Annotated in this window: 17 protein-coding genes and 1 tRNA gene; 13 read left to right on the top strand and 5 right to left on the bottom strand. The window is 73.0% G+C overall.

The genetic code is table 11. The features are described from left to right. The first annotated feature begins 145 nt into the window (after positions 1-145). From ACZ6ZT_RS17145 to ACZ6ZT_RS17155, 3 genes are all read left to right on the top strand, one after another. Positions 146-2,974, top strand: coding sequence for a D-alanyl-D-alanine carboxypeptidase family protein (locus ACZ6ZT_RS17145; RefSeq protein WP_469719975.1), 2,829 nt, complete (start codon positions 146-148; stop codon positions 2,972-2,974). A gap of 59 nt (positions 2,975-3,033) precedes the next feature. Beyond that, the gene (locus ACZ6ZT_RS17150) at positions 3,034-4,980 is read left to right on the top strand and encodes an MFS transporter (protein ID WP_469719976.1); all 1,947 of its coding nucleotides are present in this window, start codon (positions 3,034-3,036) and stop codon (positions 4,978-4,980) included. 110 nt (positions 4,981-5,090) lie between these two features. Then, the gene (locus tag ACZ6ZT_RS17155) at positions 5,091-5,294 is read left to right on the top strand and encodes a hypothetical protein (RefSeq protein WP_469719977.1); all 204 of its coding nucleotides are present in this window, start codon (positions 5,091-5,093) and stop codon (positions 5,292-5,294) included. A 313-nt stretch (positions 5,295-5,607) separates the two neighbouring features. Here the strand turns inward: ACZ6ZT_RS17155 and ACZ6ZT_RS17160 are convergent. Further along, positions 5,608-5,680 (bottom strand) — tRNA-Arg (locus ACZ6ZT_RS17160). A gap of 681 nt (positions 5,681-6,361) precedes the next feature. Between ACZ6ZT_RS17160 and ACZ6ZT_RS17165 the strand changes: the two genes are divergently transcribed. Then, positions 6,362-8,419, top strand: coding sequence for an AAA family ATPase (locus ACZ6ZT_RS17165; RefSeq protein WP_469719978.1), 2,058 nt, complete (start codon positions 6,362-6,364; stop codon positions 8,417-8,419). 228 nt (positions 8,420-8,647) lie between these two features. After that, positions 8,648-8,914 carry a hypothetical protein gene (locus tag ACZ6ZT_RS17170; protein WP_469719979.1) on the top strand — a complete coding sequence of 89 codons (267 nt, stop codon included), beginning with the start codon at positions 8,648-8,650 and terminating at the stop codon, positions 8,912-8,914. 61 nt (positions 8,915-8,975) lie between these two features. Here ACZ6ZT_RS17170 and ACZ6ZT_RS17175 read toward each other — a convergent pair whose 3' ends face one another. Both ACZ6ZT_RS17175 and ACZ6ZT_RS17180 read right to left on the bottom strand, forming a co-directional pair. Further along, positions 8,976-9,515, bottom strand: a complete 540-nt coding sequence (locus ACZ6ZT_RS17175; protein WP_469719980.1) for a RidA family protein — start codon at positions 9,513-9,515, stop codon at positions 8,976-8,978. Between the two features lie 92 nt (positions 9,516-9,607). After that, the gene (locus ACZ6ZT_RS17180) at positions 9,608-10,885 is read right to left on the bottom strand and encodes a M6 family metalloprotease domain-containing protein (protein ID WP_469719981.1); all 1,278 of its coding nucleotides are present in this window, start codon (positions 10,883-10,885) and stop codon (positions 9,608-9,610) included. A 339-nt stretch (positions 10,886-11,224) separates the two neighbouring features. Between ACZ6ZT_RS17180 and ACZ6ZT_RS17185 the strand changes: the two genes are divergently transcribed. The 4 genes from ACZ6ZT_RS17185 (at position 11,225) to ACZ6ZT_RS17200 (ending at position 15,985) form a co-directional block, all read left to right on the top strand. Continuing rightward, positions 11,225-11,968, top strand: coding sequence for a TetR/AcrR family transcriptional regulator (locus tag ACZ6ZT_RS17185; protein WP_469719982.1), 744 nt, complete (start codon positions 11,225-11,227; stop codon positions 11,966-11,968). Positions 11,969-12,052: 84 nt separating this feature from the next. Beyond that, positions 12,053-13,603: an MFS transporter gene (locus ACZ6ZT_RS17190; protein ID WP_469719983.1), complete on the top strand. Its 1,551-nt coding sequence runs from the start codon at positions 12,053-12,055 to the stop codon at positions 13,601-13,603. A 155-nt stretch (positions 13,604-13,758) separates the two neighbouring features. Then, positions 13,759-14,571 carry a dioxygenase family protein gene (locus ACZ6ZT_RS17195; RefSeq protein WP_469719984.1) on the top strand — a complete coding sequence of 271 codons (813 nt, stop codon included), beginning with the start codon at positions 13,759-13,761 and terminating at the stop codon, positions 14,569-14,571. Between the two features lie 436 nt (positions 14,572-15,007). Continuing rightward, positions 15,008-15,985 carry a sigma-70 family RNA polymerase sigma factor gene (locus ACZ6ZT_RS17200; protein WP_469719985.1) on the top strand — a complete coding sequence of 326 codons (978 nt, stop codon included), beginning with the start codon at positions 15,008-15,010 and terminating at the stop codon, positions 15,983-15,985. A gap of 85 nt (positions 15,986-16,070) precedes the next feature. On the opposite strand, the gene ACZ6ZT_RS17205 is transcribed toward ACZ6ZT_RS17200, so the two are convergent. Continuing rightward, a complete protein-coding gene (locus ACZ6ZT_RS17205; RefSeq protein WP_469719986.1) occupies positions 16,071-17,015 on the bottom strand; it encodes a helix-turn-helix transcriptional regulator in 945 nt (314 codons plus the stop codon). A gap of 63 nt (positions 17,016-17,078) precedes the next feature. On the opposite strand from ACZ6ZT_RS17205, the gene ACZ6ZT_RS17210 reads away from it, so the two are divergent. The 3 genes from ACZ6ZT_RS17210 (at position 17,079) to pfkB (ending at position 20,538) form a co-directional block, all read left to right on the top strand. Continuing rightward, positions 17,079-18,680: an MFS transporter gene (locus ACZ6ZT_RS17210; RefSeq protein ID WP_469719987.1), complete on the top strand. Its 1,602-nt coding sequence runs from the start codon at positions 17,079-17,081 to the stop codon at positions 18,678-18,680. A gap of 152 nt (positions 18,681-18,832) precedes the next feature. Beyond that, complete coding sequence (locus ACZ6ZT_RS17215; RefSeq protein WP_469719988.1) at positions 18,833-19,600, top strand: DeoR/GlpR family DNA-binding transcription regulator; 768 nt, start codon at positions 18,833-18,835, stop codon at positions 19,598-19,600. Then, on the top strand, positions 19,597-20,538 hold the full coding sequence (gene pfkB, locus ACZ6ZT_RS17220) for a 1-phosphofructokinase (RefSeq protein WP_469719989.1): 942 nt from the start codon (positions 19,597-19,599) through the stop codon (positions 20,536-20,538). Before ACZ6ZT_RS17215 ends, pfkB begins: the two co-directional genes overlap by 4 nt. A 61-nt stretch (positions 20,539-20,599) precedes the next feature. On the opposite strand, the gene ACZ6ZT_RS17225 is transcribed toward pfkB, so the two are convergent. Then, the gene (locus ACZ6ZT_RS17225) at positions 20,600-21,391 is read right to left on the bottom strand and encodes a DUF6227 family protein (protein WP_469719990.1); all 792 of its coding nucleotides are present in this window, start codon (positions 21,389-21,391) and stop codon (positions 20,600-20,602) included. A 192-nt stretch (positions 21,392-21,583) separates the two neighbouring features. Between ACZ6ZT_RS17225 and ACZ6ZT_RS17230 the strand changes: the two genes are divergently transcribed. Beyond that, positions 21,584-22,225 carry a vitamin K epoxide reductase family protein gene (locus ACZ6ZT_RS17230; RefSeq protein ID WP_469719991.1) on the top strand — a complete coding sequence of 214 codons (642 nt, stop codon included), beginning with the start codon at positions 21,584-21,586 and terminating at the stop codon, positions 22,223-22,225. Positions 22,226-22,263: the final 38 nt, after the last annotated feature.

Raw genomic sequence — 22,263 nt, forward strand, 5'->3', positions numbered from 1 at the left:
TCACATTCATCTGTCGAGAGCGCCTGGCCGCTTTGCGGGGGAACCTGCAGCTATGTCGTTCTCGTCTAGCACGGGGGCGATGCCCCCTAGACGGGACACTGTTAGACGGTTCGGACAGTGACCGGACGGCGATCGAGGAGGAACGGTGGCGGGCGAGTCCCCCGACAAGTCGGTAGATGAAGGAGCGTCGGGGGCGGCGGAGTCCTCCGGGGACCGGGACCCGAGGCTCTCGGTGTTCCAGCCGCCGGCGCGGCGCGATCCGCTGAAGGAGGCGGTGGCGGCCTGGGTCGCCACCACGGAGCCCGACCGGACGGCGGAGCCCTCCGGGGACGCGGATCCGGAGCGGGAAGCGGAGGCGGATCCGGAGGCGGATGCGGGCGCCGATTCCGATGCGTCGGGTGCGTCCGGCGCCTCGGGCGGCTCCGGTGCGTCGGGTGCGTCGGCCGGCTCCCGGGCGGCGGGTGCCTCCGGTGCGGTGGCTGATTCCAGCGCCTCGCGTGCTTCGAAGCTGCCGGACGCTTCCGGTGCCACGCCCGCGTCGGCTGATTCCGGGGCCTCGGGTGCTTCCCGTGCTTCCCGCGCCTCCGGTGCTTCGGGTGCCGACGGCGGGGTGTCCGGCGTCGACGCCGCGCCCGAGCCGTCCTCCGGTCGGGTGGACGGTGCGAAGCCCGCCGCGTCCGGAGCGGGCCGCCAGGCCTCCCCGGAGGAGGGCCGGACGGCGGACTCGGAGAAGCCCGAAGCGAAGCCCGACGCGAAGCCCGCGACGGATTCCGCTTCGGCGCAGCGGAAGCCACCGGCCCGGGACCCGCGTACCCCTTCGGAGGAGCCGGCCGCCAAGCCGGAGCCGGCTGCCCCGGACACCCCGAAGAAGCCGTCCGGTGATGCCCGTACGACCGCGTTCGGCGTCGTCGTCCCGGACTCCGCTCCAGCGGAGAAGGCCGAGAAGGCTGAGAAGGCCGCCAAGCCGGAGTCGGCCGACAGTGAGCGGACCGCCGTCTTCCGTGCGGTGAAGCCGGGTTCGGACGCGCCGAAGAAGCCGTCGGGTGACGTGCGTACGACCGCGTTCGGGGTCGTCGTTCCGGATTCCGCTTCGCCTGAGGCCGACCAGCGCCCCGAGTCGGCGGACAGCGAGCGGACTGCCGTCTTCCGGGCCGTGAAGCCGGGCTCCGCGCCCGCGCGGGATCCCCGTACGGGCAAGCCCGCCGACGCGGAGAAGACGCCCGAGGCGGAGCCGGCCGACAAGGCCGAGAAGCGCTCGGAGCCGGCGGACAGCGAGCGCACGGCCGTCTTCCGCGCCGTGAAGCCGGGCTCCGCCCCCGCGCGGGATCCCCGTTCGGGCAAGCCCGCCGACGCGGAGACGACGTCCAAGGCGGAGCCGGCCGACAAGGCCGACAAGCCTTCGGAGTCGGCGGACAGCGAGCGCACGGCCGTCTTCCGGGCCGTGAAGCCGGGCTCCGCCCCCGCCGCGCCGGAGAAGAAGCCGGCCGACGCCGGGACGGACGACGCGCGCCGGTCCAGCACCTTCGTGCCGCTGCGCGACGGCGCGCCGGCGGCCCCGCCGAAGCCCGCCACCCCCCGGCCCGCGCCCGCGCCCGCCCCCGCCCCCAAGCCCGCGGCAGCGACCCCGCCGCCCCCGCCCGCCGCCGCCCGGCTGGACTCCAGCGAGCGCACCACGCAGCAGCCGCTGCCCCCCAGGCCGCCGCTGGACATGCTGGCGGACCTCACCAACAACCCGCCCCCGCCGCCCAGCCCCCTGCGCACCGCGGTCCGGCGTTTCAAGATCTACGCGCCGATCGTGCTGCTCCTCGCGATCGTGCTCGCCGTCGTGCAGCTGGTGCGCCCGCTGCCCGCGCCGAAGCTGGCGATGACCGCGAAGGCCACGTACGCCTTCCCCGGCGGCAAGCCCGAGCTGCCCTGGCCCACCGAGGGGCAGGCCTCGATGGCCGCCGCCGGCCTCGGCACCATCGGCTCGTCCGGTGAGCAGAAGCCGGTGCCGATCGCGAGCGTCACCAAGTCGATGACGGCGTACATCATCCTGCGCGACCACCCCTTCAAGAAGGGGGAGAAGGGCGCGATGATCGACATCGACAAGACCGCCGAGACCGAGGGTCAGAAGGACAAGTCGGACAACGAGTCCACCCTCAACACGGTCAAGGAGGGCGACAAGATCACCGAGTACGACGCGATCGCCGCCCTCATGATCCCGTCGGCCAACAACATCGCGCGGCTGCTCGCGCGCTGGGATTCCGGTTCCCAGGAGGCGTTCGTCAAGAAGATGAACGACACCGCCAAGGAACTCGGCATGACGAACACCACCTACACCGACCCCTCCGGGCTGGACGCGACCACGGTCAGCACCGCCGAGGACCAGGTGAAGCTGGGCCTCAAGATCGTCGAGATCCCCGCGCTGGTGGACATCACCCGGATGCCCAGCTGGGTCGACCCCAGCGGCAAGACCTGGCCGAACTGGAACCGCCTGGTCCCGCTCAACGACTCGCTCGGCATCAAGACCGGTACGACGACCAAGGCCGGCGGCAACCTCCTCTTCGCCGCCCAGAAGAAGGTCGGCGACACCAACCAGCTGATCGTCGGCGCCGTCCTCGGCCAGCACAAGCCGCCGATCATCGACAGCGTCGTCGCCGCGAGCCGCACGCTGCTGATCGCCACCCAGAAGTCCATCGAGGGCGCGCCCGTCGTGAAGAAGGGCGACGTCGTCGGTTACGTGGACGACGGCCTCGGCGGCCACACGCCGGTCGTCGCCACCGCCGACGTCCAGGCGGTCGGCTGGTCCTCGCTGACCGTCGCCCTCAAGCTCGGCGACGGCGGCACCAAGATCCCGCAGACGGCCAAGGCCGGAACCAAGGTCGGGGTGCTGACCGTGGGCGAGGGCGCCAGCCAGGTGAAGGTGCCCGTGGCGCTCCAGCGCGAGCTGGTCGCGCCGGGTGCGGGCAGCAAGCTGACCCGTATCGGCTGATCCGTCGTCCGTGCGCCGCGGCGCCCCGGGCAACCCCGGGGCGCCGCGGCACGTCTAGGGTGCCGAGTGGGACGCGCGCGGCGGCCCGTGTCGGTCCGGGTCGGGAGAGAGCATCGGTTGTGACCACCGCTGAGCGGGATGAGCAGGGACAACGCCCGGCGGCGGCGCGCCCCGCGGCGGGCCGCCCCCCGGACGCGCCCTCCGCCCCGGCGCCCCCCGCTCCGACGGCCGGCGCCCCGGCGCGGGCGCTCGCGTGGGCGCACCGGCACCCCGTCCCCGTCGCCATGGCCGTGGCGGCCGTCCTGCACGTCGTCTGGTTCTTCAGCTTCGCCAACAGCGGCGGCGACCTGGCCGCGCAGGACGCGTGGGCGGAGTTCGTCGGCCGGCATCCCGACACCGCGTACAACCTCGCCTGGTACGGGGGCATGCACCCGGTCTCGTACAGCGTCGTGTCCCCGTACGTCATGCACATGATCGGCGTCCGGACGACGATGATGATCGCCGGGACCTGCTCGGCCGGACTCCTCGCCCTGATCCTGACCCGCTGCCGCGGCGCCGTCCGGCGACCCCTGTGGCCCGCCCTCGCCGGGGTGTACGGGCTGCTGTGCAACGCGCTGTCGGGCCGCGTCACCTTCGGACTCGGCGTGCTGTTCGCGCTCGGGGCCGTCGCCGCCGTCTTCTGCTGGCCCCGCAAATGGGCCCGGCGGCGCTGGGCCAAGGCCGCCGCCGCCGCACCGCTGGCCGGGCTGGCCACCGCCGCCAGTCCGGTGGCGGGGCTCTTCCTCGGGGTGATCGCCGCCGCACTGTTCCTGAGCCGCCGGCGGCCGGGCGCGTACGCCCTCGGACTGGCGCCGGTGGCCGTCGTCGGGCTCTCGGCGTGGCTGTTCCCCTTCTCGGGGACGCAGCCGATGAAGGTGGGCTCGGCCTGGCTGCCGTTCGTGTTCGGGCTGGCCATCGTCTTCCTGGTGCCCAAGGGGTGGAAGACGGTCCGGATCGCCTCCGCCGTCTACACCCTCGGGGTGTTCCTGACCTGGGCGATCGACTCCCAGGTCGGCTCGAACGTCACCCGCCTCGTCATGCTGTTCGGCGGCGCCGTGCTGCTCGCCGCCCTCCCGTACGCCGTCCCGCGCTCGCGGCACTGGTACGCCGTGCTGCTCGCCTGCGTCGGGCTGACCGCCTGGATCACCACCAACAGCGTCACCGACATCGTCCGCACCACCCCGGTGGCCGCCTGGAACCGGGAGCTGGCCCCGCTGGTCGACCAGCTCCAGAAGGCGGGCGCCGACCGGGGCCGGGTCGAGGTGGTCCCCGCCAGCAGCCACCGCGAGTCCTCCGCCTTCCCGGCGTACGTGAACCTCGCGCGCGGCTGGAACCGCCAGGCCGACCTGGAGCGCAACCCGCTCTTCTACGACGGCACCCTCACCGCCGACGGCTACCGCGCCTGGCTGGAACGCTGGGCCGTGCACTACGTCGTCCTGCCCGCCGACACGCCCGACTCGGGGGGCGAGGCCGAGGCGAAGCTGGTGGGCGCCGGGCTCCCGTACCTCAGTGAGGTGTGGGGCGACGCGAACTGGCGGCTGTTCCGGGTCGTCGACCCGACCGGCCTGGTGGCCGGCCCGGCGAGCGTGGTGGTCGCGGGCGCCGACCGGCTGGTCATCGACGTCAAGACGCCGGGCCGGGTGCTGGTGCGGATCCCGCACTCGCCCTGGCTGGGCCTGGTCGACGCCGAGGGCAAGGCCGTCGAGCCCCCGCAGGAGACCCCCGCCTCGAAGGCCCGCGGCGCGGCGACCCCGGCGAGCCCCAAGGAGTACGCCAACACCTCCGGCTGCCTCTTCAAGGCGGCCCCCGACGCCGCCGGGGACGTCTGGACGGAACTGCTGGCCCCGACCCCCGGCGAGTACCGCGTGGCGGCGAAATACCAGCTCCCGCGGGGTACGCCCTGCCCGGAGGAACTGGTCCGCGCGGACCGCGGCACCCGGGAAGGGCCCGCTCCGGCGCGCCCTTGATCCCGGAGCGCTCCGGGATTCTTTGCCCGCCGTCCGGGTGCGTTGTCCGCTATATCTGCTTACGATCCCAGTAGTCCGATTGGGTGCTTCCCGAGGGAGTTGACGACGGGATGAGCAAAGAGCAGAAGCACGACGTCCAGGCGGCGATCGCGAAGGCCACGGACCCGCTCCGGCCGCCGTCCCCGCAGGGCCACGGCTTCGACGGCCCGCTGCGCAGCAAGGTGAAGGGCGGAGCCCACACCAAGGCCGCCCTCAAGCGCTCCGGCACCCCCCAGGGCGACCGCATAGGCGAACGCACCCGAGGCCTCAGCTAACCCCCGCACGCCGAAGACCCCCAGCCACCCCCGGCCGGGGGTCTCCCCACGCGACACCCCCACGGGATGGGATGTCTGGTGGACGCGAGCGGAAAACCCATGGCGACGCACCATCTCGACGGTGGACAGTGGCCGGATGCCCCACCGCTTCGCGTACGTGTGCCTCTCCTGCCGGGTCTCCTTCAAACACTCCGAGCAGCGGACGCACCGCTGCCCGAAGGTCAGGCCACCGACGACCGAATGTGCGACCCCGTTGTCGTCAGAGGTGACGCGAAACGGCCCGGAGCGTGATCGCTCCGGGCCGTCTTCCTTGTGCCCCCGGCAGGATTCGAACCTGCGACACCCGCTTTAGGAGAGCGGTGCTCTATCCCCTGAGCTACGAAGGCGGGGCCTGTCGGAAACGTTGCTGGGAACCCGGAGGGATCACCAGCGCCGCTTCGACTGCTGGTCAGGCAACGTGCGCCCACCCGGGTGGAGATGTCCTCGCGGACATTTTTCCCGGCACGCGCCTGGTAGCCGACTGACCGCTGACAGCCTAGCGGATCGTCCTGCGAGCGGTTGCATGGATTGCCACAGGGACCGGGTCGAGGGGTGTCGCCTTCCAGCAGCCCCTCAGCGAGCAGCTGCCGCGCATAGCGCGGGACGTCGAGCTGGGCCACGCCGTGGTGGACCACGTAGCCGGCCACGCGGGCGAGGTCGCGGTGGGTCGTCTCGTCCAGCAGGTGGAGCTCATCCCCGGCGATCATGGCCGGCACGCTCTCCCGGGAGCCGATCACCGCCTGTAACGCGGCTATCGCCGCGCCAAGGAAGAGCAGACCGCGGCGGCTTCCGCGGGACCTTTGTCCGGCGCTACTCCCGTTCTCTGCCGACAGCAACAGGGCGTCGTGCCAAATGCGGTGCAAACAGGGGCAGTTGCCGGGCAGCTGGCCGGATAGGGAAGTCGACCGCGCTGATGTTCAGTAAGTTACGAGGTGAGCGTCCGTCCCTCCTCAGTGCTCCCTCCCGTCAGCAGGTGGTGCGGGACGCCGCACCGCCTCATCCCCGTCGCACCGCGCAGGAGGCCCTTCGTGACCGAGACGGAATACCACCAGCGGACCGCGCTTCCGCTCGTCGAGACGGTGGCGGCGCGCCTGGCCGGAGCGGCGCTTCCCGAGCGCGTCAAGGTATTGCTGCGTGAGGCCCTCGGCGAGGCCATCGCCGGCGCCGGCGCCGCCACCCCGTCGACCGCCCCTCCGGGGCGCGTCTACCTCCACTCCCTGGCCGTCAACGGCTTTCGCGGCATCGGCCCCCGTGCCCGGCTGAGCCTCGGCCCCCGCCCGGGTGTCAACCTCGTCGTGGGCCGCAACGGTTCCGGCAAGTCCAGCCTCGCCGACGCCATCGAGGTCGGCTTCACCGGTACCCGCGCCCACCGGCCGGGCCAGGACGCCACGCGCGGCGGCCACTGGTACAACCTCCACGACTCCGGCAGCCCCATGATCGAGCTCACGCTCGCGATCGAGGGTGACACCGGTGACAGCACCCTCACCCGTACCTGGGCGGGCAAGGATTTCGCCGGCTCCGAGGCCACCTTCACCCGCCCGGGCCACGGAACCGTCCCCCTGAACGAAGCGGGCTGGGACGCGGTCCTCGCCGACCACCGGCCCTTCCTCTCGTACACCGACCTCGACCTCATGCTCACCGGCAAGCCGTCCGAGCGTTACGACGCCATCGCCACCATCCTCGGCATGGACCTGCTCTCCACCGCGGCCAACACCCTGAGCGCCCGCGAGAGGGCCCTCGCCGCCACCGCGAAGGAGACGAGGGACGCCGTACCCGGCCTGAGGGAGTCCCTCCGCGCGCTGGCGGACGACGACCGTGCCGTACGGGCCCTGGCCGCCCTGGACGCCCCCGGCGCCCCGGACCTCGACACCATCGGCGCCCTCGTGGCGGGTCTGCCCCCGGCCGACGACAGCCGGCTCGCCGAACTTCACGCCGAGGCCGACGCCGGGGCACAGGGGCCCGACCTGGCAGCGGTAGGGAAGGCCGTTCAGCGGTTACGGAGCGCCGTCGCCGGCATGGAGGCCGTCCGCGGTACCGACGCCGAGAACGCCCGGTTGCGCGCGGACCTGCTGGAGAGGGCCCTCGCCCACGCCGGCCGGCACCCCGACGACGACGTCTGCCCGGCGTGCGGGACGGAAGGCGTCCTCGGACGGGAGTGGTACGAGCGTGCCTCCCGGCAGGTGACGGAGCTGCGCCGCGAAGCGAAGACCGCCGAGGACGCGCGCGCCGCCGTACGGACGGACGTGCGGCTCCTCCACCACATCATCGAGCGCCCCGCGCGGATCCCCCCGGCTCTGGCCGACCCGTGGGAGGCGTGGACCGACTGCCGGCAGATCACCGACCCGGTCGAGCTCGCCCGGAACGCCGAAGCGGCCGCCACGGCCCTCACCGACGCCTGCGCGGCCGTCAGCACGCGCGCGGTCCGTGAGCTGGAGGAGCGCGGCGAGGAGTGGCGCGCGCTGGTCATCCGGCTCGCCGTGTGGGCGGACACGGCGCGGGCGACCGAACGGGACAGGGTCCTGCTGAGCCACCTCCGCAAGGCGGTGAAGTGGCTCAGGGACCTCTCCACCGAGCTGCGGGAGGAGCGCATGGAGCGCTTCACCGACGCGACGCAGGCCATCTGGGAGCGGCTGCGGCAGGAGAGCAACGTCGACCTCACGGCCGTCAGCCTGAAGGGCAGCGAGAGGGCGACCGTCCGCAAGCTGGTCATGGCGGCTTCCGTGGACGGCGAGGACGCTCCGGCGCTCGACATCATGAGCCAGGGGGAACTGCACTCCCTCGCGCTCTCCCTCTTCCTGCCGAGGGCCACGACCGTGGACAGCCCCTTCGGCTTCCTCGTCATCGACGACCCCGTGCAGTCCATGGACCCGGCCAAGGTGCACGGACTCGCCCAGGTGCTGCACGACATCGGCAGGCACTGGCAGATCGTCGTCTTCACCCACGACCCCCGCCTGCAACAGGCCTTCACCGACCAGGGCCTGCCGCTCACGCTCTTCCAGGTGACGCGCGGCCCGAGGTCCCAGGTGAGCATCGACCACGCCGACACCCCGCCCGCCCAGGTCACCACCGCGCCGCTCGGCGGCTGACCGGCGCCCGGGGAGCCGACCGGCATCGAGGGGCGCGTAAGACTGCCGGGGCGCGGCAGTGCGGCGGTGCGGGTCGGCGGGGGAGGATCGGGGCCGCAGGGGGGCGCCGCCACCCTCCGGGCACCGTGGTGGGGGAGTCCGTACGGCATCCGGGGCGGGTGGCGGCCACCGTGGCCGGCCGTGACGCCGGCGGGCGGTCGTGAGGCACCGGAAGGGCGGGGGCGGGCTGTGAGGGACGACGAGCCGGTCTTCCGGCGGAGCCGGTACGGCACGAACCGGTACGCCTACAACCCGCGCAATCCGGTCGGGCTCGGGCTGATCATCGCCACCCTGCTCTTCACCGGCACCGCGATGGCCCTCATGGCCGGCCACGTGGGCCCCTTCGCGCCGCCGAAGCCGACGCCGTGGCCGCAGCAGTCGTACGAGTACTCGTGGCCGCCGTACTCCGCCCAGCCGTCGATCCCGCCCTCGCCCACGCCACCGCCCCTGCCCTGACCAGTCGGAAGCGCAGCGACGCGGCGACCGGCAGGCCCCGGCCCCGCTCAGGCCACCCCCCTCACACCCCCATCGGCGTATGCAGTTCCACCGTCAGTTCGACCTCCACCGGCGCGTCCAGCGGGAGCACCGTCACCCCGACCGCGCTCCGCGCGTGGATGCCCGCGTCGCCGAAGGCCGTGCCCAGGAGTTCGCTCGCGCCGTTGACCACGCCCGGCTGGCCGGTGAAGCCGGGGGCGCTCGCCACGAAGCCGACCACCTTCACCACCCGCTTGACGGCGGAGAGGTCCCCCGCCACCGACGCCACGGCCGCCAGCGCGTTCAGTGCGCACCGCCGCGCCAGCTCCTTGGCCCGCTCCTCGCTCACCTCGGCCCCGACCTTCCCGGTCACCGGCAGCGTGCCGTCCACCATGGGCAGCTGGCCGGAGGTGTACACGTAATGCCCGCTCATGACCGCCGGTACGTACACGGCGACGGGCGCGGGAGCCGGGGGCAGCGTCAGCCCGGCCGCGGCCAGGCGCTCTTCGGGGGTGGTGGGGTTCGTGGGGTGCACGGTCACGGCGGGGCCTTTCCAGTGGAAGCGGATCAGTGCTCCGACCATGCCCGGCCCACGCCCCGAAAGCCGCCGAAAGGCCTCCTCCACCCGGGTGAGGGAGGTCGTCCGGTCCCTGCCCCGCGGGCCGGCCGGCCGCCTCAGGGCCGGGTGACCCGCACCTGGTAGTCGCCGTTGCGGAGCTCGCCCACCACCGACACGCTGATCCCGGCCTTCTCGTCGGTGAACGTCTCGCCCGGCCGGTACGGCGCGTCGGACAGTTCCGCGTGCACGTTGGGCCGCCGGGTGCAGCCCCCGCTCCCGCCCAGGCTGTCCGAGACCGTCACCGGCCCGCGCCCGGTGTCCACGTCCGAGTCCACCTTGTAGATCAGTACGCCGGGCTTGCAGACGGCCTCGTCGTTCCCGGCCGGGGTGCGGACCTCCACCGCGTACCCGGTGCTCTCCGACAGCGGGATGAACGCCAGCTTCGTGCCGCCCTTCACCGCCAGCGGCGACAGCACGTGGTCGCTGACCCCCCGCTTGGACGCGCAGCTGATCTGCGAGGCGTCGAGCCAGCCCAGCTTCCACTTGTGCCAGCCGAGGAGGTCGTTGTTGGCGCCCCAGTCCTCGCTCATGACGTCCCAGTGACCGACCGCGCCGCCGCCCTCGGAGGTGTAGAGGTCCGGGAGGCCGAAGATGTGCCCGTTCTCGTGCGGGAGCACCCGGAAGCCGGTCTCCCGGTAGGAGCCGGAGCCGTCGTCCTGCCGGCTGTAGACGAAGGACGTGTTGGCGAGCGGCACCCCGTCGGCCACCGGCGCCTCGCCGTTGCCGGAGAAGGTCACCGACAGGACGGTGTCCAGGGCGGACGGCCCGGCGTTCGGGGTGACCAGGATGTTGATCAGGTCGTACCGGCTGAAGTCCACCTCGGGGTCGGCGGCCCTCGCGATGTGTTCGACGAGCCGGCGGTAACCCGGCTCGTACGAGGACCCGCGCTCTATCCCGTACGCGGCGAAGGGCATCGGCATCCGCAGCCAGTTCCGTATCGGCGCCTCGGCCCGGTAGGTCAGCCGGCCGTACGAGCTGGTGTGGAACCAGTCGGAGGTCTGGGGGAAGAACTCCGCCAGCCGGTCCAGCGCCGAGCCCTCCCCCTTGGCGTCCGGGAAGTCGATCATCAGGTTCAGCGCGCGCACCTCGCCGGTCGACCGCGCGTACCCGGGCGGCGTCGGCAGCCCCTCCGACATCTGGACGCCCATGGTCCCGGCGATCCGGCAGGGCGCCAGAGCGGATTCCGCGCTGGTCGCGACCGGCCCGGCCGCCGAGTGGCCGCGCCCGGATATGCCGGTGCTGGCGGTGGCGCCGAGGCCCAGGACCAGCGCGGTCAGGCCGATGAACGCGCTGGTGCGACGGGGTCTGCGTATCCGGCGGCGGGTCTGCGGCATGAAGATCGCCTTCGCGTCCGCGGCAGCCGGCCGGGTCCGGACTGCGCTCTGTCCGCTCACCCTCCGACGGCGGCGGCGCGCCCGCGCGCCGGAGACGTCCAAACGGGAGATAACGCCGCATATTCCCGTGTGACGTGAGTCACACGGAAGAGTGAAATAACCGGGGACGCAATCCCCGTTTGTACCTGAGTCCCGCAAAGCGGGGACCGGCTCCCCGTTTGGTGGACGCGTAAGCCGTACGTGTCGTTACGTGTCGTTACGTGTCCTGGTCCTACGTGTCGTACGGATCCAGCCCGACCCGATCAGCCGTTACGAGTCCCAGCCCCAGGGAGGCCCCGGATGAAGAGCCCCGCCCGCACCCCGGCGGCCGCCCCCGCGGCGACCGTCGACCTCACGGCCGCCGACCCCGACGCCCCCACCCGGGTCCCCAAGCCCCGCGCCGACGCCGTGCGCAACCGGGAGCGGATCCTGGCCGCGGCCCGCGAGATGCTGGTGGAGTCCGGTGCCGAGGCGCCGCTCGACGAGATCGCCCGCCGGGCCGGCGTCGGCAACGCCACCCTCTACCGGCACTTCCCCGACCGGGCCGACCTCGTCCACCACGTGGTCCTCTACGTGATGGACCGGGTCACCGCCCAGGCCGAGGACTCCCTCGCCGAGGAACCGGACGCCTTCGCCGCCCTCTGCCGCTTCACGCACGCCGCGGCCGACGAGCGGATCGGCGCCCTGTGCCCCATGCTCTCCGACGGCTTCGACCACGAGCACCCCGAACTGCTGGCCGCCCGCGGCGCGCTGGAGGCGGCCGTGGAGAGCCTGGTCGCCATCGGGCAGCGCGCCGGGCTGCTGCGCACCGACATCGGCGTGGGCGACCTGATGGTCGCGCTGTCCCAGCTCAGCCGCCCCCTGCCGGGGACGGACTGCCTGGGCGCGGACCGCTTCGTCCACCGCCACCTCCAGCTCTTCCTCGACGGACTGCGGGCCCCGGCCCGCTCCCGGCTTCCCGGCACGGCCGCCACCTTGCAGGACCTGAGGCGTGGCCCCGGGGCGTGGACTCCAGGCGTGGACCTGAGGCGTAAAACCATGTGACGCGACCGCCCCGGACCCCATAGTTTCTCCAATCGACCATTTCTGATCTTTTCAGTCATTCCGCACCGTGAAGTGGGTACCCCCATGTCAAAAACCGCCGCGGCTCCCGCGTCGGCCGCCGCCGATCCCAGTCGCTGGAAGGCCCTCGTCTTCATAGCCCTGGCCCAGCTGATGGTCGTCCTCGACGCGACCATCGTGAACATCGCGCTCCCCTCCGCCCAGACCGACCTCGGCATCTCCGACGGCAACCGCCAGTGGGTCATCACCGCGTACGCGCTGGCCTTCGGCGGGCTGCTGCTCTTCGGCGGGCGCATCGCCGACAAGTGGGGCCGTAAGAACGCCTTCATCGTCGGTCTGATCGGCTTCGCCCTGGCCTCCGCGCTGGGCGGCGCGGCGAACGGCGAGGCGATGATGCTGGGCGCCCGCGCCCTCCAGGGCGCCTTCGGCGCGCTGCTCGCCCCGGCCGCGCTCTCCCTGCTGGCCGTCAGCTTCACCGACGCCAAGGAGCGCGCCAAGGCGTTCGGCATCTACGGCGCCATCGCGGGCGGCGGCGGCGCCGTCGGCCTGATCCTCGGCGGCTTCCTGACCGAGTACCTCAACTGGCGCTGGACCTTCTTCGTCAACATCCCGTTCGCGATCGTCGCGGCCGTGGGTGCCTGGCTGGTCATCCGTGAGCCCGCCGGCTCGCGCAACGCCGCCCGCCTCGACATCCCGGGCGTGATCCTCTCCACCCTGGGCCTGGTCTCGCTCGTCTACGGCTTCACCCGCGCCGAGTCCGCCGGCTGGACCGACGGGCTGACCATCGGCCTGTTCATCGCCGCCGCCCTGCTGCTGATCGCCTTCGTGGCCGTCGAGGCCAGGGTGAAGTCCCCGCTGCTGCCGCTGCGCGTCCTGCTGGAGCGCAACCGCGGCGGTGTGTACCTCTCGCTCGGCCTCGCCGTCATCGCGATGTTCGGCCTGTTCCTCTTCCTCACCTACTACCTCCAGGTCGTGAAGGGCTTCTCGCCCGTCAAGACAGGCTTCGCCTTCCTGCCGATGATCGCGGGCATGATCACGGGCTCCACCCAGATCGGCGCCCGCCTGATGACCCGCGTCCCGCCGCGGCTGCTGATGGGCCCGGGCTTCCTGCTCGCCGCCACCGGCATGCTGCTGCTGACCCAGCTGGAGGTCGGCTCCTCCTACCCGGCGCTGATCCTGCCGGCGCAGCTGCTGCTGGGCCTCGGTATGGGCACCGCCTTCATGCCGGCGATGTCCCTGGCCACGTACGGGGTGAACCCGGCCGACGCCGGCGTGGCCTCGGCCATGGTCAACACCTCGCAGCAGGTGGGCGGCGCGATCGGCACCGCCCTGCTCAACACCATCGCCGCCTCGGCGACCACCGCGTACCTGACCGACCACGCGGCCCAGGCCGCGGCGGGCGGCCCGGCCGGGAAGCTGATCCAGGCGCAGGCCATGGTCGAGGGCTACTCGGCCGCGATCTGGTGGGCCGTCGGGATCCTGGTGGTCAGCTCGACCATCGCGTTCACGCTGATCAACACCGGCCGTCCCGGCTCCGGCGGCCCCGTGGCCTCCGGCGGGAGCGCGGGCGCCGGCTCCGAGGACGCCGAGTTCAAGATCCCGGTGATCGCCCACTGACGGGAGCACCGGGGGCACCGGTACGGGAATGACTGACGACCCCGCTTCGTTCAAATTTGAACGAGGCGGGGTCGGTCCTTTTTCGGGGTGGCCCCGCGCGCACGCCGCGGACCGGCCGCGACGGCGGCCCGTACCGATGACCGAGGAGCGCCCCCATGAGCCCCGCCCCCACCCCCGACCCCCGCCCGGCCGCCGCCCCCGCCCGTATGCCGGCCCTGTACCTCAGCCACGGCGCCCCGCCCCTGGCCGACGACCCGATCTGGCCGGCCGAGCTTGCCGCCTGGTCCGCGGACCTGCCCCGGCCGCGCGCGATCCTGATGGTCTCCGCGCACTGGGAGGAGGCCCCGCTCGCCATCGGCGCCGTCGAGACGCTCCCGCTCGTCTACGACTTCTGGGGCTTCCCCGAGCACTACTACGCGGTCCGCTACGAAGCCCCCGGCGCCCCCGGGCTCGCCGCCTCGGTCCGCAAGCTGCTGCGCGCCCCCGGCACCCCCGTTCAGGACGTCCCGGACCGCGGCCTGGACCACGGCGCCTACGTCCCGCTGGTGGAGATGTACCCGGGGGCCGACGTACCGGTGCTGCAGATATCCCTGCCGACCCTCGACCCGGCCCGGCTGATGGACATCGGCCGCAAGCTCGCCCCCCTGCGGGACGAGGGCGTCCTGATCGTCGGCAGCGGCTTCTTCACCCACAACCTGGCCGCCCTGCGGCACACCGGCCCCGGCGTCCCCGGCTGGTCCGCGGAGTTCGACGCGTGGGGCCGCGAGGCGCTGGCCGCCTCCGACGTCGACGCCCTGCTCGACTTCGAGGCCAAGTCCCCGGCGGGCCGCCTCGCCCACCCCCGCACCGAGCACTTCGCCCCGCTCTTCGTCACCCTCGGCGCCGCCGGAGCGGACCTTCCCGCGCCGCGCACACCGGTGGACGGCTTCTGGATGGGCCTCTCGAAGCGCTCCCTCCAGTTCGGCTGACGCCCTTGCCCATACGGCCGGCACCCCTCGCGCCCCACCCGTTCGGGCATGCGAACGATCCCCGCTCCGGGCAACCGGAAGGCGGTGAGCCCCGTCTTCCGGGGTAGGAGCAAGGTCACGGCGAGCACGGTCCGGGGCCGAAAGGGACCGTGACACTGTGACGGCGGTCTCATGGGCGGGGCGCCGTACGGCTCCGAAAGGATCCGCCCACCCGCCCCCGTCCCCCGCCTGACCTGCGCCTCTTCGCGCTCTCGCGGTGCACCGCCGACCCGGTATCCGGGGAATGGCGGGGCAGGATACTGCAAGATCTCGAAGAAGAGGGGGCAACGTGGGAATTCTGTCCCGATTCCAGTCGTTGTTTCCTTCGGAAGCGGGCACTCGGGAGAGTGTCCGAGGACGTACCGCGACCGATTCATCGCATCGCAAGGGAGCACGCATGGCAACCCGCGCCGTCGCCCGTCGTCAGTCCACGAGCAGCGCCCGCGCCGTGGGCGGGGAGATCGCTGACCGCGACCTTGTCGGCATGTACCTGGACGAGATCGCGCGTACCCCGCTGCTCGACGCCGCCAGGGAGGTCGAGCTCTCGCAGATCATCGAGGCGGGCGTCTACGCCCAGCAGATCCTCGACGGCGCGATAGAGCGCGACGGGGAGTCCCCCGCCCGCGAGGAGCTGGAAGCCCTGGCCGCCGAAGGCGAGCGGGCCAAGGAAGTCTTCATCCGTTCCAACCTCCGCCTGGTCGTCGCCGTCGCCCGCCGCTACCCGCGCAGCGGCCTGCCCCTGCTCGACCTCATCCAGGAGGGCAACGCCGGCCTGGTCCGCGCGGTCGAGAAGTTCGACTACGCCAAGGGCTTCAAGTTCTCCACGTACGCCACGTGGTGGATCCGCCAGGCCATCACCCGCTCCATCGCCGACCAGTCCCGCACCATCCGCCTCCCCGTGCACCTGGTCGAGGAGCTCGGCCGGATCCGCCGGGTGCAGCGCGAGTTCAACCGCGAGAACGGCCGCGACCCCGAGCACGCCGAGATCGCCGCCGAGCTCGACTCCACGGAGAAGCGCGTCGGCGACGTACTGGACTGGGCCCGCGACCCGGTCAGCCTCAACATGTCGGTCGACGACGAGGGCGACACCCAGTTCGGCGACCTGCTGGAAGACACCTCCGCGATCTCCCCCGAGCAGTCCGTCCTCTCGCTGCTGCGCAGCGAGGAGCTGGAGGACCTGCTCGGCAAGCTGGACCAGCGCACCGCGTCCATCATCAAGATGCGCTACGGCATCGAGGACGGCCGCGAGCGGACCCTCACGGAGGTCGGCAAGCAGCACGGCCTGACCCGCGAGCGGATCCGGCAGATCGAGAAGCACGCGCTGCTCGAACTGAAGCGCATGGCCCGCGACACCGGCTTCGACGCCGTGGCCTGACCGGCCCGCGTCCAGCCCCCCCCGTACGAGCCCCGGCACCTATCCCCCCCAGGTGCCGGGGCTCCCTCACACCCGGCCGCACCCGCTAAGCCCCCGCCCCCGCCATCAGCCGTTCCCCGAGCACCCGCGCGCCGCGCACCAGGAAGTCCGGCCCGCGCACCGTGAACGGCACCCCCGCCATGGCCAGCCGCGCCGCCAGCCACTCCGGCGCGTCCCCGCTCTCGAAGCGCACCCGCGCCCCGTCCCCCTCCGCCACGGCCGCCTCGCGCAGCCACCCCGGCAACTCCGGCGGCGGCGCGGCGAAGAACACGTCGACCGGGTACGTCTCCCCGCCCCGCAGCCCGCGCCGCACGAACTCCGCCGCCTCCATCGGCAGCTCCCGCGGCGTGAACCGGGCCCCCGTCGCGAAGGCCTCGCCCACCCGGTCCACCCGGAAGGTGCGCCAGTCCTCCCGCTCCAGGTCGTAGGCCACCAGGTACCAGCGGCTCCCGGTGCTCACCAGCCGGTACGGCTCCACCAGCCGCCGCGACCGCGCCCCGTCCCGCGCCCGGTAGGCGAACCGCAGCCGCTCCGGCCCCGCCACCGCCGCCGCCATCGTCGTCAGCGTGTACGGGTCCACGCTCGGCCCGTCGCCCCGCGTCACCGCGACGGTGGCCGACTGCAGGGCGCCCACCCGGCGGCGCAGCCGGGACGGAAGCACCTGTTCCAGCTTCGCGAGGGCCCGTACGGAGGCCTCCTCGACCCCCTCGATGGCATGGCCGGCCCCCGCCCGCAGCCCCACCGCGATCGCCACCGCCTCCTCGTCGTCCAGCAGCAGCGGCGGCATCGCCGCCCCCGCCACCAGCCGGTATCCGCCCTCCGCCCCCATCGAGGCCTCCACCGGGTATCCCAGCTCGCGCAGCCGCTCGATGTCCCGCCGGATCGTCCGGGCGCTCACCCGCAGCCGGGCCGCGAGCTCGCTGCCGGGCCACTCGCGGGGGGTCTGGAGCAGCGACAGCAGCGTCAGGAGCCGGGCCGGTGTATCGGTCATGGGTCCCAGCCTGCCAGCCAATGCGGACACCATCTGACCTACATGCCGTCTACGTTTGCCTCCATGAGCACCGAGACGTCCCAGACATCGCCCGAAAGAGAGAACGGGCCCGTACGAGAAACCCCCGGCGAGGGAGCCGCCACCCCGTCCGACCGCCGGCGCTGGCTGGCGCTGGCCATCGTCATGACCGCGGCCTTCATGGACCTGGTCGACGTCACCATCGTCAACATCGCGATACCCAGCATGCGCCAGGACCTCGGCGCCTCCACCAGCGCGATCCAGTGGATCACCGCCGGATACGCCCTGGCCTTCGCCGCCGGTCTCATCACGGGCGGCCGCCTCGGCGACATCTACGGGCGCAAGCGTCTCTTCCTCCTCGGTGTCGCCGGCTTCACGGCGGCCTCGCTGCTCTGCGGCATCGCCGCCGACCCGGCCATGCTCGTCGCCTCCCGCATCCTCCAGGGCGGCATGGCGGCCCTGATGGTCCCGCAGGTCCTGGCGATCGTCCACGTCACCTTCCCGCCCCACGAGCGCGGCAAGGCCTTCGGCATGTTCGGCGCGATCGTCGGCCTCGGCGCCGTCTCGGGCCCGATGCTCGGCGCGCTGCTCACCGAGTGGAACCTCTTCGGTCTCGAATGGCGCCCGATCTTCCTGATCAACCTGCCCGTCGGCATCGCCGCGATCCTGCTGGGCCGCAGGTTCATCACCGAGTCCAAGGCCCCCAGGGCCCTGCGCCTCGACCTGGTCGGCGTCGTGCTCGCCACCCTCGCCCTCGTCATGCTGATCTTCCCGCTCACCAACGGCCGGGAGAACGACTGGCCGCTGTGGGGCTTCGTCTGCATGGGCCTGGCGCCCGTGGTCTTCGCCGCGTTCATCCTCTACGAGCGGTACAAGATCCGCGTGGACGGCTCCCCGCTCGTCGAGCTGTCCCTCTTCAAGGTCAAGAGCTTCGCCGGCGGCATCGCCGTCCAGCTGACCTTCGGCATCGCGACCGGCATCTTCTTCCTGGTCTGGACGCTGTACATGCAGATGGGCCTCGGCTGGAGCGCCCTGCGCGCCGGCACCACCGGCATCCCGTTCTCCCTCGCCGTCTCGGTCGCCGCGGGCATCTCGGTGCAGAAGCTCGTCCCGCGCTTCGGCCGCAAGGTGCTCCAGGCGGGCGCCCTGTTCATGGCCGCCGGTCTGCTGCTCTACATCTGGGAGTCCGACCGCTACGGCATGGGCATCGCCCCCTGGCAGATGGCCGCCCCGCTGGTCGTCATGGGCCTCGGCATGGGCCTGATCGTGGCGCCGCTGACCGACACGATCCTCTCCCAGGTGCCGCGCGAGCACGCCGGATCGGCCTCCGGCCTGATCAACACCACCGGCCAGATGGGCAACGCCCTCGGCCTCGGACTGACCTCCGTCGTGTTCTTCGGGCTGATCGACGACGACATGGTCTTCGGCCCGCCGTACGTCGAGGCCTTCCGCGGCGCCCTGTGGTGGGTGGTGGCGGTACTCGTCCTGATCTTCGCGGTGATGTTCCTGCTGCCGCGCGAGCAGACCCCGGCGGCCGAACGCGAGGAGGCTTTCGCGGCCGACACCGCGGCCGACACCGCGGCCGCCGCCGCCGACGCCGCCGCCGCGGCCCCGGCCGTCGCGCCGGAGCCCGCCCCGGCCGCCTAGGCCGCAGGCAGCCCGTTCGCCCTCGGTCCGCATCCGGACATGCCCGCCCTCCCCCGGGGCGGGCATGTCCGTTTCGGTTGGTTTTCTCCCGCATGTGGGGCTATGGTGAGGAGGAGTCCACAGACCCGGGCACCGAACGGACGTAAAACCACATGTACGCACCCGAACGCCAGCAGGACATCCTGCGCCTGGCCCGCGAGGCCGGCCGGGTCGACGTGCTCTCCCTCGCCGAGCGCTTCCAGGTCACCGCCGAGACCGTACGCCGCGACCTGACCGCCCTCGACCGCGCCGGGCTGCTGCGCCGGGTGCACGGCGGAGCCATCCCGGTCGGCCGGACCGGCTTCGAGCCCGACCTCACCGCCCGCGAGACCACCGCCGCCACCGAGAAGGACCGCATCGCGGCCGCCGCCCTCGCCCACCTCCCCGCCTCGGGCAGCGTCATCCTCGACGCGGGCAGCACCGTCGCCCGCCTCGCCGCCGCCATGTCCCGCCTGGAACACCTCGGCCTCACCGTGGTCACCCACGCCCTGCCGGTCGCCGCCGGACTCGCCGGCCACCCCGGCCTCGACCTCCACCTCGTCGGCGGCCGCGTCCGCCACCGCACCCGGGCCGCCGTCGACGCCTGGGCCCTGCGCGCCTACGCCGAGATCCGCGCCGACGTCCTCTTCCTCGCCACCAACGGCTTCACCGCCGACACCGGCCTCACCACCCCCGACCTGGCCGAGGCCGCCGTCAAACGCGCCGCGATCGCCGCGGCCCGCCGCGTGGTGCTGCTCGCCGACTCGGCCAAGGCCGGCCAGGAACGCTTCGCCCGCTTCGGCTCCTTCGCGGACGTCGACCTCCTCCTCACCGACACCGGGCTCGACCCGGCCCACAGAGCGGCGATCGAGGCCGCCGGTACGGAAGTTGTGCTCGTATGATCCTGACCGTCACCCCCAACCCCTCCCTCGACCGGACGTACGAGGTCCCCTCGCTGGACCGCGGCGAGGTGCTCCGCGCCACCGGGGACCGGGTCGACCCCGGCGGCAAGGGGGTCAACGTCTCACGGGCCGTCGCCGCGGCCGGCGTGCGCACCACCGCCGTCCTCCCGCTCGGCGGCCCCGCCGGCACGCTCCTCGCCGAACTCCTGGTCGCCCAGGGCGTCGACGTCACCGCCGTCTCGATCGCCGGGCCGACCCGCTCCAACATCTCCGTCGCCGAACCCGGCGGCACCCTCACGAAGATCAACACCGCCGGGCCGGAACTCTCCGCCGCCGAGTCGGCCCTCCTCCTCGACACCGTCCGCACCAGCTCGGGCGCCGCCGCCTGGATCGCCTGCTGCGGCAGCCTCCCGCGCGGCCTGGAGCCCGAGTGGTACGCGGAGATCGTCACCCGGGCCCACCAGGGCGGCGCCCGCATCGCGCTGGACACCTCCGGCCCGGCGCTGCTGGCCGCTCTGCCCGCCCGCCCCGACGTCGTCAAGCCGAACGCGGCGGAGCTCGCCCAGGCGGTGGGCCGCCCCCTGGCCACCCTCGGGGACGCCGTCAAGGCCGCCGAGGAACTGGTCGGCCTGGGCGCGGGCGCGGTCCTCGCCTCCCTCGGCCCGGACGGCCAGCTGCTGGTCTCCCCCGAGGGCACCTTCCACGGCACCGCCCCCGTCACCGCGCTCCGCAGCGACGTGGGCGCCGGCGACGCCTCCCTGGCCGGCTTCCTGATCGCGGGCGGCACCGGCCCCGCCGCCCTCGCCTGCGCCCTGGCCCACGGCGCGGCCGCCGCCCAGCTGCCCGGCAGCCTCATGCCGACCCCGGCCGACCTGCGCCCGGCCGAGGTCCGGGTCACCGCCACCCCGCCGCTGGACCGACCCCTGACCACGGCCTGACCCGCCCCGCCCGCCGGCGCCGGTACGCGTACGGGTCCCCGTAACCGCTCTCGGATCCGCGTCAGCGGACCCGCGTGCGCAGCTCGACCGCCCCGCGCGCGGCGGCCTCGCTCTCGTAGACCTCGCACATGTGGCGCCCGTCCGGCGTCGCCGTGTGCTCGACCTCCCACAGGCTGAGCTCGCTCCCGTCGAGCAGCACGAACGCGTGCTCGTACAGGCTGAAACCGGCGTCCCGGCCGTCGGCCAGGCACTGCCGGCCGCCGAACGCCTGGGTGATCTGGTGCGCCCGCGCCGAGCGCAGCAGCGTCGCCACCGTCTCCCCGGGCCGGTCGGCGTTCTCCGCGCGGCGCAGCACCCGCCGGGCGTGGTCGGCGGACTGCTCCGCCGTGTACTCGCGGTGGCGCCGCCCCGGCTCCGGGACGCTGTACAGGGCCCCGAGCACCGCCAGTTCCTCCTCGACCCCGCCCCCGCCGTCGGCGTCCGACAGCGGCGACCAGGGGTCCAGCGGATCCAGCGCGGCGTCCGCCGACACCTCACCGAAGATCCGCGCCACCGCCAGACGCAGCTCGGCCTTGCCCGCGTAGACCTCGCTGCGGGTGCTCCGGTCGCCCCTGAGCCGGTAGGCCAGCTCCCACAGGGAGGCCGAAGAGCCGTCGGACAGCAGGTAGGTGTGCCGGTGCGTCTCCCGCCACAGACCCGCCGACGGGCTGTGGTGCGTGGTGTACAGCGCGGAGCTGTGGGCCAGCGCCGTACCGAGGCGCTCCACCAACTGGTCGGAGAGGTCGAAGGAGTTGAGGGCGCGGCCCAGGAGTCGTTCGAGGTGCGCCTCGGTTGTCTCGTACGGATCGCTCAAGGTGGGTCTCCAGGCCGTCGCAGCTAGTCACTTCGCGGACGCTCAACGTAGCCCCTGGCGCTGACATCACGTCCGGGGTTCGGTAAAACGTCCGGGAAGTATCCGGGGTTCCCGCCACCCCTTCAGGTCAACCTGGGGCGCTCCGGGCATGATTGACCCCGGTCTGTGCCGGTGCGGGGGAATATGGGCCGCATGGCAACGAATACAGTGGGCCTTCCCCGGCAGCAGGGCGGCCCCCGCACCCCCACCGGGGACGAACCGGCCGCCGCACCCCGGGGGTTGGCGTGGCTGCTGCTGGTCACCGGGGCCGCCGGACTGCTGGCCTCCTGGGTGATCACCCTCGACAAGTTCCTCCTGCTGGAGGATCCGGACTTCAAGCCCGCCTGCAGCCTGAACCCCGTGGTCTCCTGCGGCAGCGTCATGAAGAGCGATCAGGCCGCCGTCTTCGGCTTCCCCAACCCCATGCTCGGGCTGGCGGCCTACGCCGTCGTGCTGTGCGTGGGCGCGGGCCTGCTGGCCGGCGCCCGCCACCGGGGTTGGTTCTGGCTGGGTCTGAACGCCGGGACGCTCTTCGGCACCGGCTTCTGCGCCTGGCTGATGGTCCAGTCGCTCTACGAGATCAACGCCCTGTGCCTGTGGTGCTGCCTGGCCTGGCTGGCGACGCTGGTGATGTTCTGGGCCGTCACCGCGCACAACGTCCGCACCGGAACCCTGCCCGCACCCGCCCCGCTGCGGTCCTTCTTCACCGACTTCGGCTGGGCTCCGCCCGCCCTGCACGCGGGCGTGATCGGCATGCTGGTCCTGACCCGGTGGTGGGACTTCTGGACGAGCTGAGCCGACCGCCCGCGGACATGCGGGGGCCCCGGCGGCCA

The organism is Streptomyces sp. NPDC102258, assembly GCF_055584685.1.